We start from the raw sequence: 14,646 nt of genomic DNA on the forward strand, positions 1-14,646 counted from the left end.
CTACAACTTTGAATTGGGAATAAATGTGATATTTATTCTAAACATTAAAATATCATATTTACTCCCAATTTGATTTTCAATAAAGAAAATTATAGCTCATAGTTATGCATGTGAAAATGTGCATGATGATTTCCTTCATGACAGTGATAATATTCATCTACTAGATTTACTTTTTTCAGTAAATCTATCTCTGCTAGCAGTTTCTCTGTTGGTAAATCAGCTGCAATACAATGATCCTCTCCAAACAGTACAGCTCTTTTTGATATTTCCTGTACTAGCTCTAAATTATGTGTTGAAGTTATCAATGTCTTCCCCATTTTATTCAATTTAACTAGAAATTCCGCAAGCCATCTCTGAGTTCTAGGATCAAGACCGTTCATGGGTTCATCAAGGACAAGAACTTCTGGATTTAAGGCTAAAACACAAGCAACAGCAACTTTTCGTTTTTCTCCACCACTTAAATGATATGGCTGTCTATGCTTGAAATCAGTAATATTTAACAATGATAGACAATCATTAACTCTTTCATCTACATCATTCTCATTCATTCCCATCTGTCTGGGTCCAAATGCAATTTCATCATAAACATCAGCACAGAACAATTGTGTATCTGAATTTTGAAATACAAAACCTATTTTCTGGTGAAAGAGCTTTGAGAATTTTGTATCTTGAAGTTTAGCATGAGTTATTTCTTCATTATTAAACTTATAACTCCCACTATCGGGGAAAACAATACCATTTATTAGCTTCAGCAATGTTGATTTACCACTGCCATTGGCTCCTAATAATGCCACAGCTTCTCCTTTATTTATATGAAGATTTATATCCTTTAAAGCAGGAATACCTGAATACGAATACGATACATTACTTATATCAATCATACATTTTAGACCCTTCCCATGTATATAAAAATAATAATTATTAGTACATTAATTATTACATATATATAGTCTGTAAAATTTAATTTATTTTTATTATTAATAACTCGATATTCTCCTGTGAAACCTCTGCACTCCATGGCAGTATACATATCTTCAGCAATTTCCTTGGACTTTATAAACATTGTTCCAGCAATTCCTGAAAGCGATGCATATTTATTACTATTTTGACCAACTGATCTAAGCTTTAATGAATATAACATATTTAATGAAAATTCACCCAGCATAACTATGTATTTTATAGTAATATCCATGACAAAAATAAAAATATCCGGCACAAAAAATCTTTTTAATGCACTGATTATAAAGTTCCATCTTGTAGAATGAGAAAGTATATTTACACAAGTTACTGTTGCAAATACCTTAGATGTAATCATAATGCTGCTAAACCCATTGTTCCAAAAGATTGCCGGTAAGAGTATAATAAACGTGAAAGCTGACATTATCAGACTGATTTTTAAAACTTTTATAATTTCTTCGCCATCCATCATACTCAATATCGCTAATAAATATACATTAATAATAATTGTAAATGTAAAACTTCTTGTAATAGAAACTAACAATATAAGTATAAATGTAAATGTGACTTTCAAGGTTACATTTATCTTAAATTTATTTTTTTTATATCCGCTTTGAGTTCTTATCTTCGAAAGAACTTCCAATATGGACAGAATACTTTTTGTAATAAAAGTATCCTTATCTGATTTAGGAATATAATTTTCATCTTTTAACAACCACTCAGGCATATATATTATTTCTCCTCACTTTTACCAATTATGTCTCCAGTCTTATTTTTCTTTAAACTGCTTATAATCTTAAATAAAATTACTAAAATTACTACTCCTGTAACTGCTGATAAAATATATCCAGCAGTCTCTGGCAGTCCCTTAATTGCATAATCTGGCATAAAGGTATTAAAGCTAAATCCATTTTTCATTCCTTCAGGGATATAACCAAGTGTCTTACCACCAATCGATACATTCTTTATTTCATCAGTTCCCCATTCACCCCATGCTGTTCCGGTTGCAATAAGTCCTATAGGTGTCAAACAAATTAAAGCAACAATTAATCCATAGACAATTTTTGTCTTTCTCTTGGCTCCTTCATATATTGTGCCTGGAGAAACTTTCTTTATAAATGAAAAAATCGCCACTGTAAATATAACTTCGATTACGCCTGCAACTAGTAAATGAGGAACAAGCATGGCTGGAATTGATACAGACAATGGATAGGGACTGTATAATGCTTGTCCGACCGCATTTTTAAATAGGAGAGGCTGAATACCAAATTCTATTCCTGCCATAAAAGCTGCAAAATTGATTCCTATATAAGCTCCTAATATTATTCCAACATATTCACCTTTTTCAGAATTAGTTCTATCCTTGATAAACTTATAGATAAAATAACCAAGAAAAGGCATTATAAATGCCATATTAAAGCAATTAGCTCCAAATGCGAGTATTCCACCATCTCCAAAAAGCAGCGCCTGAATAAGAAGAGCCACAGTAATTGAAATACATGCTGCAAATGGTCCTAAAAGTATAGCCAGCAGCGTCCCTCCTACAGCATGCCCCGTTGTACCTCCTGGCAGCGGTACATTAAACATCATCACAAGAAAAGAAAATGCAGCGCCTATACCAAGTAATGGCATTTTAACCTTAGATATTTCATTTTTTACCTTTTTAACTGATATCGCCCATATTGGAATCATAGCCGCCCCCATCACTGCACAAGTGGATGGACTTAAATAATTATCTGGAATATGCATACTTTAACACCCCTTTTTCACAAAATAATTTTAATTTCTTAATATAAGAATACTACTTAGAGTCAACTCCAAGTCAATATTTTTTTGCATAAATCAATTTATTTTTACGAAAATATATTTTCTCCAATTATTTATGAAAGCATGCCTAATTGGGAAAGTCAAGGCCCCCTGCTTCTGCTCTATTTATTTCACCGCCTTGAATCATTAGATCTTTATATTTTTCTTTGAATATTTTTTTGTAATAACTTAGTTCATCCTGAATTAATTCATCGATTACCCTCATTCCTAAAAGTTCCACTGGTGCCTTATCATCAGTCAGAAGATAATTTCCTTTTACATATGTGTCCATATTATCTGCAATGTTATACATCAATGTCTTTAATTCATTGTTTCTTAACCCTCTAGTATTCTGCTCAAAGGTTTTAGCTGCTTCCATATTCTTCGTTGCAAATAGTTCTCTGTTGGTTGAGCCATCTACATCCACTGTATATACCTCATTAAAAACATTTGCTATGGTGTCTGATAAATGCTGTGTAATATTTCCTTTTTTTTCAGTATGCATATTCATATTTACAACCATGATACCATCTTCTACCAAATGATTTTTAACAATAGTAAAGAATTCTTTGGAAGACATCTGAAAAGGTATGGTTATATCCTGATATGCATCTACCATAATCACATCATATTTTTTATTTTCAGAATTCAAGTATGCTCTTCCATCATAAGTATTTACTTTTATAGTGTTTGGGAGTTTAAAATATTTACTGGCTAAATTGGTTATTTTCTGATCTATTTCTACACCCTCGATGGAAGCATTAGGAAAATATTTTTGACACTGTTTTGCATAAGTGCCTGTTCCCATACCAAGCACTAAAATCTTTGCATTTTTTTTCTTATGAATTCCGGACATAACGGGTGCCGCAAGTGCGTAGTCATAATACATTCCCGTGAAACCATTATCTTTTTTCATAATGGATTGAACTCCAAAAAGTACATTGGTAGAAAGAATTACACTATCATTTGTATCCTTCACCTGCAGATAATTATAAATAGATTCTCCTTCATACAAAAGATCTTTCTCCCAAAATGCAAAACTATCCGAGGAACCAAATACGCTGCAAAAGATGAACAAAATAATACTTATAATACATTGTACTTTCTTTGCTCTTATGTTTATAAAATAAATCATGCCAAGCACCAGAAGAATTCCCGAAAATATTAAGAATGTAACGGATGTTCCAACTGCCGGGATCGTAACAAATGTAGGTAAAAATGTGCCAATAATGCTTCCAATTGTATTAACTGCACCTAACATACCCACTATCTTTCCATTGTCACTCAAACTATTTACCGTATATTTTACTAAAGAAGGTGTAACTGTCCCCAGCAAGAAAAGCGGAAATACAAAAATTATCATACATGTTAAAAAGGTTGCTAAAATCAAAAAGTTATTACTTATTGTTAAAACAAGTGCTGCAGATACAGCTAAAATTATATACTTTCCCAGAAGCGGTATTGCTGCAATCCATATAGCAGCTATAATCATTCGCATATACAGCTTATCTGGATTAGGATTTTTATCTGCACTTTTTCCCCCCCAGATATTGCCCAATGCCATTGCAATCATGATAGTTCCGATAATAATTGTCCACACAATTTGTGAAGAACTAAAATACGGTGCCAAAAGTCTGCTCGCTCCAAGTTCCACTGCCATTACTGACATTCCTGCAAAAAATTCTGTCATATACAAATAAAACTTATTCTTCAATATAGTCCTCGTTTCCATTCATGCCCTCCTCTGATAAGAATTCATATGACAACTTCTCTCTATGTTATCTTATCATTTCAGGTAAGCCCTAAGTCAAGAAGTAATTTATAAAAATTCCATTCTTTATATAATGTTTTTCTCCAATTGTAACATCGAGCATTACCATAGCACCCACACCTACCCATGCGTTTTTCTCAATTACTATAGGAGTCTATATTTCTGTTGACAAATGATGAATCGGAATTCCCTAAATAATCGTTGTAGATGATTCATCCATAATTGCATCTTAATTAATATAAGTAATTACCTCCGAAACGTTATCAAGACTATCAAGAACCCCAAAACACATTGACCAAATAGTTTCGTCAACAGGAGTAATATCTGGTACCATTATGGTAATACAACCAGCAGTTACCGCACTTATAATTCCGTTTCTGCTATCCTCAATAGCTAAGCATTCATTTACAGGCAGCCCAAGACTTGCAGCGGCTGCTTGATACACATCAGGAAATGGTTTGCTCCACATAACCATATCTCCACAACATATAGAATCAAAATACTGTGTCAAATTCGATTTTGAGAGATACCATAAAACCCTGCTTTTTGATGAGGAAGAAGCAATTGCCGCTTTAATCTTATTTACCTTAAGAAAAGTGAGTAACCTATATACCCCCTCCTTAACAGGTATACCATATTTTCCAATACTTTCATCCATTAAACGATAAACTTCCCTATTAAAATATTCAAAATCGAAAGCTTCTCCGAATTCTTTTTTTAATCTATTTTCATAGACTTCGTTTGTTGCACTGCATGAATCAATAAAAATATCATCTTTTAAACACAACCCCATTTTTTCAGCAATAATTTTAGCACACTGCATTTCAAGCACTTCAGTATCGAATAATACACCATCTACATCAAAAATGACCCCTCTAACCATATGTGCCACCACCCTCTATCTTTAAATTTTAACGATAACCCAGCTTTCTCTCCACAGCGTATATAGCCTTCTCAGCTTTAAACAACGTGCTCTCGATATCCTGGTCACTATGTGCTGTAGAAACAAAGATATTCTCATAATTGTCGGGATGGAACAGCACGCCTCTAAAAAGCATTTCTTCCCACCATAAAGTGAAAATATCTTTATTGGCATACTTTTCAGCATCTCGATAATTAAATATAGTTGCTTCAGAGAACCATACCTGGAAAACCGGGCCAAGTCCTACTACCCGTGCTGATATCTTTGACGAGATCCGCTTCCTTCTTTTACAAATAAGGGATAAGGTCTCCATCCTGATTTTACCATCCGGGCTGTACTGTTCACCCCTGCAGGTAAAAATTGGAGGGCCTTTCGATATAAAAATTCACTGGTGGGAAAACGTTTTTTATATTCTTCAATGTTTCTAAGTTCCTTGATGTTCAAATCTGAGACCTCCTCTTTATATTATTGTTTCTTATCATCTTAAGCCTTAGAGTAATATCGAAGTCAAGTCCAAATTCTATTTTTTTATAAATAACTTGACTTAGAGTTAACTCCAGGATATAGAATACATATGATAACCCCTATAACAAAAAACGGAAGGTGACCAAAATGTATACAATAACAGAAGCAGCTAAAAGATGCGGATTAACTGCCCATACATTGCGTTTTTACGATAAGGAAGGACTTTTACCCTTTGTGGACCGTACTCCATCTGGCATCAGGACCTTCAAGGAAAGCGATTTTGAGTGGTTAAATACCATTAGTTGCTTAAAAGACACCGGTATGCCTATCAAGAGGATCAGAGAGTTTATTGACTTATGCATGCATGGAAATACAACACTGGAACAACGTCTGAAGTTCCTTAGAAATCATAAGCTAGTTGTAGAGAAGCAGATGAATGAACTGAAAATGCACATGAAAACAATAAACCACAAAATACAATATTATGAGACTGTGGTAGAGGCCGGAATAAAGGAAATCCATAATAAATAAAGTTCTATTCCTAATAATTATCCCCTGACATAGCCGGGGGATAATTATTCATACAGATATTATAATAATTTACTATATTCTATTCATTTTATAGAAAAGCACCTTATTTATCGAATAAAATTTGTGAATATGGTTTGTTCTCTTTCCGGTAAAGCAATACCTGCTTTTATTCCGGCTTCTTTGCACTTTAAAAAGAATGCCATATTTCTACCTAATGTACGCATGATCTGCAGCCCTTCCAAATCCTTTTCTACATCTTCTGGAGTATGACCGTGTACCATATTCCAGTATTGTGAAGAAATAATTGGCATCTCCATTAATGTAAAGTATTTATTTAACTGATCGAAAGTTGCCGTAGTTCCTGCTCTTCTGGCTGATACCACAGCCGCTGCAGGTTTCAAATAAAAAGATTGTTTACCCGAACATAAATCTGCATAAAATACACGATCCATAAAAGAAGTAATTGCCCCGCTGGCAGCTGCATAGTGTACCGGAGAACCAAATATATATCCATGAAAATTTCCTGCTATTTCAAGAAATTCATTTACTTTATCATCAAATACACACTGACCTATTTTGACACAGCCTTTGCAGGCAATACATCCCACCAATGGCTTTGTTCCAATTTGAAATATTTCTGTGTCTATCCCTTCATGATTTAAAGTTCCTGCCACTTCATTTAACGCTGTATAGGTACATCCTTTTTCATGTGGGCTTCCATTTACTAATAATACTTTCATAGCTTGCTCCTTTCATCTATTTCCTTGTATATGTCCTTAAACTGTCTTTTCCTCTGCTGAAAGTACTTCATTCATACTTCCTGTTCTATATCCCAGGATATCTAAAGTAACATAAGTAAACCCGATCTCTTTGAATTTTTTCCCTATCTTATCCATTACTTCAATATCAAAAAATTTGACTCTCTCTTCAGGAGAAACTTCAATTCTAGCTATTTCTCCATGATGTCTTACCCTTACTTGTCTTATGCCCATATCAAGTAAGAACTGTTCTGCTTCATCTACCATCTTAAGCTTTGGAATAGTAATTTTCTTTCCATAAGGAAATCTGGAAGATAAGCATGCAAAGGAAGGTTTATTCCAGGTTGGAAGTCCCAGCTCTTTTGAAAGTTCTCTTATATCTGCCTTGGTAAGATTCGCTTCCTTAAGTGGACTTATTACTTCTAATTCCTTTGCTGCTTGCATTCCCGGTCTATAATCACCAGTATCATCAAAATTTGAACCATCAAAAACACATTCAACGCCATTTTCTTTAGCTACTTCTTTTATCTTTGTAAAAAGTTCTTTTTTGCAATAGTAACATCTATTTTTAGGATTACTAGCAAACCCTTCAATATCTAACTCTTCTGAAGATATAATTAAATGTTTTACACTCATATCCTCAGCATACTTAATTGCTTCTTTTAGTTCTCTTTCGGGATAAGTCGATGAAGTAGCTGTAACTGCTATTAATTTATCACCCAATACCTCATGTGCAACTCTGACTAAGAAGGTACTATCCACTCCACCTGAAAAAGCAACTGCTGCACTACCTCGCTTTTTAATATTACCCTTTAATAATTTAAACTTCTCTTGTAATAACATATTTGTTGGCCTCCTAAATTTAATTTTTCTCCAATTATTTTAATTAAGCACCTTAAAAATTTAATTTCTATTTTTCCTAAAATTTGATATTCCACTCTTTCGTGTACTTTGGTTATTATTAATACCTTTTTACTCATTCATCAATAATTATTTTCTTGTAGGGATAATACTGTTCTTTTCAAACTTTTCTACAACATCTTTCAAATATGTAGTAATTGGCAAATGTTGTGGACAAGCACGCTCACACTGTTTACATCCAATACATTCACTTGCTTTTCCATGGTTAATAGCAATATTGTTGTAATATACCATCTGACTTGAGAAACTACCGGTAGTACGCATAATGCTGTTGTACAGTGCAAAATATTTGGGAATAGCGATGTTCTTTGGACATTCATGTGTACAATACTCACAAGCAGTACACTGTACGGCTGTATTTAGATTAATGATTTTGGCAACATTTCGAATGATAGCATTTTCTTCTTCATTTAAGGGTATAAAATCTGCCATAAATGAGGTATTATCCTCTACCTGTTCCATACTGTTCATTCCACTTAATACACGAAATACTCCTTTTTGACTGGCTGCAAAACGAAGTGCCCAGCTTGCAGTAGAAACAGTAGGATTATAGTCTTTCATCAGTTTTTCAGCCTCTTTTGGTATATTTACAAGAGTTCCACCTTTGCAAGGTTCCATAACAATTACTGGTTTATTGTACTTATTGGCAATTTCCAGGCAACGGCGTGATTGAACATTTGGCTGTTCCCAGTCAATATAGTTAATCTGTAGTTGAATAAAATCCAATCCATTACCATGCTCTGATAAAATTTCCTCTAATAGCTCTGGTGTGTCATGGAAAGACATACCGACAACTTTAATTTTACCCTCTGTTTTCTTTTTCACAACAAAATCAAAAGCATCATATTTGCAGCACTTTTGGTAAACATTAGAGCCCATGTTATGCAGAAGATAATAGTCAAAGAAATCAACACCACAGTTTGTCAACTGTTCGTCAAAGATGCGTTTCATATCCTCATTATCTTTGAAGTCACGCAGCGGTAATTTTGTAGCCAACTGAAATGAATCTCTGGGATGGCGTTCTATCAAAGCCTTACGCACAGCTTCTTCACCATGATAACCATGATATGTGTAAGCAGTATCAAAATAAGTAAATCCCTTTTCTAAATAGGTATCAAATAACTTGTTAATTAGGTCATAGTCAAAAGAAGTCTGGTCTTCCTTATTTAGCAAAGGCAATCGCATACATCCATAACCAAATTTTTTTTCCTTCATTAAATCCATAATAGAACCTCCTCATATTATTTCTATTTGAAAAATATTTGACTACTCCATAATTTTTGAAATAAAAATACTTATTAATTCCCCAATTTTATCTTAACTTACTGTATACTTCATCTGTCACCGCTTCTAGCCATTCATTACTTGCGCCTTCCGCCGGCACTTCAATAGCCAGATGTGCAAACCAACTATCCGGTGCAGCACCATGCCAGTGTTTCACCTCTGCAGGGATATTTACTACATCTCCTGGCTTTAATTCTTTTGCTTCTTCTCCCCATGCCTGATAGTAGCCTCTACCACCTGTCACGAGAAGAATCTGCCCACCCTGGTGATGGATATGCCAGTTATTACGACATCCTGGTTCAAATGTCACATTTCCCACACCTACACCTGTAGTGGTCAGCATATTTAAATATGCCTTTCCAACAAAAAACTTGCTGAACTTTTCTGGTAGAGGTTCTCCTATTGGAAAGATCGCACCTTTACTTAAATCTGTAGTTCCACTCATGTTAAAATACCTCCATTCATTTTCTTAAACTAAATTTCTTAATTTTGGTCAATTTGTTTTACAGCTTCATTTACACAACATAGAGCATTTAAGGAACGCGGATATCCTATATATGGCAAACATTGTGATATTACCTTTATTAGAAATTGTTTGTCATTTCCTATTTTCATATTTGCAGCAGCATGGCTTATAAGCTGTGTCTCACAACCTCCCTGTGCTGCCAAAAAGCAAAATGTAATCATTTCACGCTGATTATAGTCAAGTCCTTTTCTTGTATAATAATCACCAAAGCAGTTATCAGCTAGCCAGTGATTGATATGTCTGGATTCTTCAGGTCCGGATTTATAAAATTCTTTCATGACTTCACCAAAAATGTCAATCTGTACTTTAATCCCCATCTCCAGACGGTTTGCAGTAGTAGTGGTAGCCTGACCTTCCAGGGGCAGCTTAATTCCCCTTGCAGTCAACACATCATTTACAGTATGCAAAAATGGGAATACTCTTCCAATTTCTAAATAGGCCACTGCCTGATATACAATTTCTTTTGCTTCCACTGGAGTTACTCCAAAGTTAAGTGTCGCTGGAAGCAATGCTCTAAATTCTTCAATCCCCTGACATCCAAGAAGTGTAGCTAAAATAGCCATCATTCTTATTCTATCATCTAAATTATTCTGATTGATGACTTCATCAAATGCAAAGTTATCAAATCTTTCAATGAACTCAGGCTCCGTCTCCAAAAGCCCGGATACGCAACCTGGAAACATTCTCTCATGGTATTGTTTTGAAAATTCTGTAATTGCCATATTATCCTCACTTTCCAATATATTAAACCATATTGTCTTTAATTGTTCTTTAGATTTTTGCCAGCTTCATATACCTGCTGCATAACTGGAAGTCCTAGGATATCTCCCTTTTCCCATGCCCCCGTTCCATAAAACACACCTTTTTCTTTCGCTCCCGGGAGACACGCTGTATAACCTCTAAATCCAGAAAGCGTAGGCTCCATTGCTTCATGAACAGGATCAGCAGCGGCTACTGCAAAATAAAAATTCTTATCTTTAATTTCCTGATATCTTGGTAAACAACGATCAATAAACATCTTCATCTGTGCATTCATGGAATAGAAATATACCGGAGTGGCAAGGAGAATAACATCTGACTGTATTAACTTATCTAGAGTCTCTTCCATTCCATCATTTTGTATACATTTTCCCGTTTTTCCACATGCATAGCAAGCTAAACAAGGATTTAGTTTGATTTTTGCAAGATTAACCTTTTCTGTTTCACATCCTGCCTCTTTTGCACCTTTTAAAAACTGATCGCATAATACATCTGAATTGCCACCAATTCGTGGACTTCCACTAATCGCTATTACTTTCATAATTTTCAACTCCTTTTATTAAATATTGCACTGACATCTTCCAGATAATCTCTAATTTTCGGATGCTGTGGACATATCTTTTCACATTTGCCATTCATAAATCACTGATTTTACCACCCAGTCTACAAACATAGCGACCCAAGTGCCCAACATACCCATATGAAATCCTATTGCAAATATATAAGACAATACAATTCTGCAAAAAATCATAGACAAAATGCTGACTACCATTGGAAATTTTGCATCCCCAGCTCCAACACATCTGGATATAATAACGGAAAGTCCCAAGTTCATTGCCATACCCGGCAGCACTTCAAACATTACAATAGCTCCTGCAACAAAATTAGCTGCAATTGATGCCGTTCCAAACATTGAAACAACACTTAATACAATCAGCCTTCCAAGATTATACTGATGATTAGTACCATAATAAAATCTACCAATGACACCCCTGATACAGCCGGCTCTCCAACTTGTGCTGCCATCATGGATGCTGCCATTCCAACAGTATATTCAAGTCCCTGCTCTATTACCAGCGGCAAAAACAACGTAAATAAATCATGATTAGAAAAAAATCGTTTTTTTCCTAAAGTTGTTTCCATTTTTAACTGCTCCTCTTTCTTTTGTACTTTTATGATATCTTTTAGCTATTAAAAGAGCAATTTCACTTTCTAATCGAATCCATAAGTAAAACTTATCCGAAATTATTCCATCTCACTTCTCTGAAAAATAGTGCGTAGAATATCTGCAAATTCTCTAATCAAATCTAGATCTTTATCTTTTTTCCAGAAAGCAAAGTAATTACGTTGTATCTGATTTCCACTTCGAAATAGCGGCAGTCGTTTTATTGCTATTCCTGCCTGCATAAGTCTGTTACTACCCTCAACAGGCAAGAATCCTTTATTCCCAGCTACCAAAAGCCTTCCCTCTTCCAAGTTTTCTGCAAATAGGAAATTACCAGCAAATCCGAGAGTATTTTGATAATATTCCCGCTCATTTTCCTGCTGCTCTTTAGACGCAACAAGGATGCAGGGAACTCGCTTTAATTCTTCTATCGCTATTGCTTCAAAATTACTTAGAGTACTTCTGCCAGCAACTTCTACATAGCTATAAGCAGTGCATAAATGATAATTGACATATTCATCCGATAGGGCACGCCTCTGGTCATTTATTACAAGACTCACATCTCCATTTTTTAAATACTGATACAGTTCTTCATGATTTCCATTTATTGTCCGAATATCTATGTTGGGATATTTTTCAGAAAATACTGCTATTGCCTGCTGCAATTCTTGTAAACCATATGACTTGCAATAGCCTATGCTGATTCTATTATTCCTGTTTCTTGCAATATGATGCGTTTCTCGCTTTAATCTATCAACTTCATCAAGTAAAAGCAGACTATGTCTATAAAAATACTCCCCCGCGGGTGTTAATGAGAATTTTCTGTTTTCCCTAACAATCAGTTCTACTCTAAATCAGATTCCAATGCCTGGATCTGTTGAGACATGGCAGATTGCGATATAAAACATTCTTCTGCTGCTTCTGTAAAGCTATTACAATCCACTACTTTAACAAAATAATATATCTGCTTGAATAACACTTGAGTGCACCTCCATTTCGATGACAACATAGATAAAAATAATCATATCCGCTTCCATCCAGTTATTGTTCCTATACCTAATTAAAATAATGTTACAACTTTGAGTTAACTCCATGTCAATAGAAATTAGTAAAATTTTTTGTAAAATGAAAAGGTAATTTCTATTTTTGTTCATTTTATTAAGTCTTTACTGTAGGATAAACTTTGTTTATGGAGCATAGGTTTCTTCCCTTCTTAAATTTTGGATATAAAAAAAGCCTATACCTTTAAGATAAGGGCTCGTAGTCATCTAATACAGTTTTATTAATCATTTTCTTATAAGTATTAATTTTTTTCTCTAAATGTACTATATTATTCTCTATATTGCTTTTTTGAGTATACAATCTGTCCATTTGCTTTTCTAACAATTTCAGACGTTCCCTCAGCGTACTGTCTCCCTCATATCTCAGCTTAGAATAATATTGAATTTCTTTAATTGGCATATTTGTTTCTTTTAACCTAAATATAAAATTTAGCCATTCTATATCTTTTTCACAATACACTCGTCTATTTATTTTATCTCTATTAGGATAAATCAGGCCAATTTTCTCATAATATCGTAATGTATCAATACTTAATCCAATTTTTTTGGAAAATTCCCCAATATAATAATTCAAACATACTCACCTTCCTATTGACATGGACTTAACTCCAGCATATAAGATAATGTTATCAAATATGAGGAGGTAATTCAATTATGGAAAGTCGTTATGAACTAGGAGTACGTAAACTAAAAGAGGTTGACGGAACAGGTGGAACAGCCGTAGTAGATTCACTGAAAAATATTGCTCCTGATTTAGGAAAATATATTATTGAATTTGCTTTTGGAGATATTTATACCAGACCAGTACTTGATTTAAAACAAAGAGAACTTATTACGTTATCTGCACTAGCAACATTAGGCGGATGTGAGGCACAATTAGAAGTCCATATTAATGGAGCATTAAATGTTGGAATATCAAAGGAAGAAGTTATAGAGGTTTTTTTGCAGTGTATCCCTTATATTGGTTTTCCAAAAGTATTAAATGCTGTTTCAGTTACAAAGGATATTTTTCTAAATAGCTAATCAAGAAATAAGAACCTAAATTCTCTATAAGAATCTAGGTTCTTATTTTTATAGATTTTTAAGATTTTCTATCTGCTTAGATATAACTGCTTTTCTTTATAATTTATTGTTTTTTTCATTTATGTAAATATCAAGTGCTTTGATTCCTCTGTGAGCAAGTTTAACAAATAGTATAAAACTATAAATACCTATACTAATTAATACCACTATAATAAATAAATTAATTAGCGTAAAACCAGCCATTGCCATACTCATATTCTCCTAATCTCATATTTAGCTATTAGCACAGAATTTTACAAATAACATTAAATCATAACATCTTACAATTTTTTAGTTACTTTACTGTATTATAAAATTCTCTTAATTCACTTTTTATTTCATCTGAAAGACTATGCCATCTAATTCCTTGTATTGCTCCTTCTATAGCACACAATCTATTTATACACGCTGAGTTGTCTATAGCTTTAATATCTAACCAAGCTTGTTTACTTCCAATTCTTTTTAATTGTTCAACCGTTTCTATTCCAACTTCATTAAGCTGTGCTTCTAATTTGTTACCTATATTATGCAATTTACATAGTTCACCCAATGCCCTTCCTCCTCTCCATACAAATACGTATTAATAAAATTTCAAACATATCCCATAGTAATTTCATTCATTCCTATTATTTGATACAGCATATTCCCATTTCTCACT

The 14,646-nt window shown here is 33.9% G+C and carries 21 protein-coding genes; 2 read left to right on the forward strand and 19 right to left on the reverse strand.

Annotated features, from left to right (window positions below):
• Positions 1-89: 89 nt before the first annotated feature.
• From BS101_RS14025 to BS101_RS14050, 6 genes are all read right to left on the reverse strand, one after another.
• Entirely contained in the window at positions 90-881 is a 792-nt protein-coding gene (locus tag BS101_RS14025) for an energy-coupling factor ABC transporter ATP-binding protein (RefSeq protein WP_073539384.1), read from the reverse strand.
• Positions 882-886: 5 nt separating this feature from the next.
• Positions 887-1,684, reverse strand: coding sequence for an energy-coupling factor transporter transmembrane component T (locus tag BS101_RS14030; RefSeq protein ID WP_073539385.1), 798 nt, complete (start codon positions 1,682-1,684; stop codon positions 887-889).
• Between the two features lie 5 nt (positions 1,685-1,689).
• Entirely contained in the window at positions 1,690-2,706 is a 1,017-nt protein-coding gene (cbiM, locus tag BS101_RS14035) for a cobalt transporter CbiM (protein ID WP_073539386.1), read from the reverse strand.
• Positions 2,707-2,851: 145 nt separating this feature from the next.
• Entirely contained in the window at positions 2,852-4,495 is a 1,644-nt protein-coding gene (locus BS101_RS14040) for a spermidine synthase (RefSeq protein ID WP_073539387.1), read from the reverse strand.
• Positions 4,496-4,763: 268 nt separating this feature from the next.
• Positions 4,764-5,417, reverse strand: coding sequence for an HAD family hydrolase (locus tag BS101_RS14045; RefSeq protein WP_073539388.1), 654 nt, complete (start codon positions 5,415-5,417; stop codon positions 4,764-4,766).
• Positions 5,418-5,702: 285 nt separating this feature from the next.
• Positions 5,703-5,900 (reverse strand): hypothetical protein, encoded by a 198-nt coding sequence (locus tag BS101_RS14050; RefSeq protein ID WP_073539389.1) that lies wholly within the window; start codon positions 5,898-5,900, stop codon positions 5,703-5,705.
• Between the two features lie 168 nt (positions 5,901-6,068).
• On the opposite strand from BS101_RS14050, the gene BS101_RS14055 reads away from it, so the two are divergent.
• Positions 6,069-6,452, forward strand: coding sequence for a MerR family transcriptional regulator (locus tag BS101_RS14055; protein ID WP_073539390.1), 384 nt, complete (start codon positions 6,069-6,071; stop codon positions 6,450-6,452).
• A 107-nt stretch (positions 6,453-6,559) separates the two neighbouring features.
• Here BS101_RS14055 and BS101_RS14060 read toward each other — a convergent pair whose 3' ends face one another.
• The 11 genes from BS101_RS14060 to BS101_RS14105 form a co-directional block, all read right to left on the reverse strand.
• The gene (locus BS101_RS14060; protein ID WP_073539391.1) at positions 6,560-7,192 is read right to left on the reverse strand and encodes a flavodoxin family protein; all 633 of its coding nucleotides are present in this window, start codon (positions 7,190-7,192) and stop codon (positions 6,560-6,562) included.
• 36 nt (positions 7,193-7,228) lie between these two features.
• A complete protein-coding gene (gene larE / locus BS101_RS14065) occupies positions 7,229-8,053 on the reverse strand; it encodes an ATP-dependent sacrificial sulfur transferase LarE (RefSeq protein ID WP_073539392.1) in 825 nt (274 codons plus the stop codon).
• 147 nt (positions 8,054-8,200) lie between these two features.
• On the reverse strand, positions 8,201-9,355 hold the full coding sequence (locus tag BS101_RS14070) for an aldo/keto reductase (RefSeq protein ID WP_073539393.1): 1,155 nt from the start codon (positions 9,353-9,355) through the stop codon (positions 8,201-8,203).
• Between the two features lie 88 nt (positions 9,356-9,443).
• Complete coding sequence (locus BS101_RS14075; RefSeq protein ID WP_073539394.1) at positions 9,444-9,860, reverse strand: cupin domain-containing protein; 417 nt, start codon at positions 9,858-9,860, stop codon at positions 9,444-9,446.
• Positions 9,861-9,898: 38 nt separating this feature from the next.
• Positions 9,899-10,663, reverse strand: a complete 765-nt coding sequence (locus BS101_RS14080) for a carboxymuconolactone decarboxylase family protein (RefSeq protein WP_073539395.1) — start codon at positions 10,661-10,663, stop codon at positions 9,899-9,901.
• A gap of 38 nt (positions 10,664-10,701) precedes the next feature.
• Positions 10,702-11,241, reverse strand: coding sequence for a flavodoxin family protein (locus BS101_RS14085; RefSeq protein WP_073539396.1), 540 nt, complete (start codon positions 11,239-11,241; stop codon positions 10,702-10,704).
• A gap of 81 nt (positions 11,242-11,322) precedes the next feature.
• Positions 11,323-11,613 (reverse strand): hypothetical protein, encoded by a 291-nt coding sequence (locus BS101_RS23380; protein WP_073539397.1) that lies wholly within the window; start codon positions 11,611-11,613, stop codon positions 11,323-11,325.
• A 20-nt stretch (positions 11,614-11,633) separates the two neighbouring features.
• Positions 11,634-11,843: a hypothetical protein gene (locus BS101_RS23385; protein ID WP_073539398.1), complete on the reverse strand. Its 210-nt coding sequence runs from the start codon at positions 11,841-11,843 to the stop codon at positions 11,634-11,636.
• Between the two features lie 102 nt (positions 11,844-11,945).
• Positions 11,946-12,530 carry a LysR family transcriptional regulator substrate-binding protein gene (locus BS101_RS14100; protein WP_242951274.1) on the reverse strand — a complete coding sequence of 195 codons (585 nt, stop codon included), beginning with the start codon at positions 12,528-12,530 and terminating at the stop codon, positions 11,946-11,948.
• Between the two features lie 179 nt (positions 12,531-12,709).
• The gene (locus BS101_RS23895) at positions 12,710-12,844 is read right to left on the reverse strand and encodes a helix-turn-helix domain-containing protein (protein ID WP_242951275.1); all 135 of its coding nucleotides are present in this window, start codon (positions 12,842-12,844) and stop codon (positions 12,710-12,712) included.
• Between the two features lie 266 nt (positions 12,845-13,110).
• Complete coding sequence (locus BS101_RS14105) at positions 13,111-13,500, reverse strand: MerR family transcriptional regulator (RefSeq protein ID WP_073539399.1); 390 nt, start codon at positions 13,498-13,500, stop codon at positions 13,111-13,113.
• 80 nt (positions 13,501-13,580) lie between these two features.
• Here BS101_RS14105 and BS101_RS14110 point away from each other — a divergent pair, with 80 nt between their 5' ends.
• Positions 13,581-13,949, forward strand: a complete 369-nt coding sequence (locus tag BS101_RS14110; protein ID WP_073539400.1) for a carboxymuconolactone decarboxylase family protein — start codon at positions 13,581-13,583, stop codon at positions 13,947-13,949.
• Between the two features lie 96 nt (positions 13,950-14,045).
• Here BS101_RS14110 and BS101_RS23390 read toward each other — a convergent pair whose 3' ends face one another.
• Positions 14,046-14,198: a hypothetical protein gene (locus BS101_RS23390; RefSeq protein ID WP_172634743.1), complete on the reverse strand. Its 153-nt coding sequence runs from the start codon at positions 14,196-14,198 to the stop codon at positions 14,046-14,048.
• A gap of 85 nt (positions 14,199-14,283) precedes the next feature.
• Positions 14,284-14,538, reverse strand: a complete 255-nt coding sequence (locus BS101_RS14115; protein ID WP_073539401.1) for a TfoX/Sxy family protein — start codon at positions 14,536-14,538, stop codon at positions 14,284-14,286.
• Positions 14,539-14,646 lie beyond the last annotated feature (108 nt).

The organism is Clostridium kluyveri, from assembly GCF_001902295.1.
Classification (GTDB): domain Bacteria; phylum Bacillota; class Clostridia; order Clostridiales; family Clostridiaceae; genus Clostridium_B; species Clostridium_B kluyveri_B.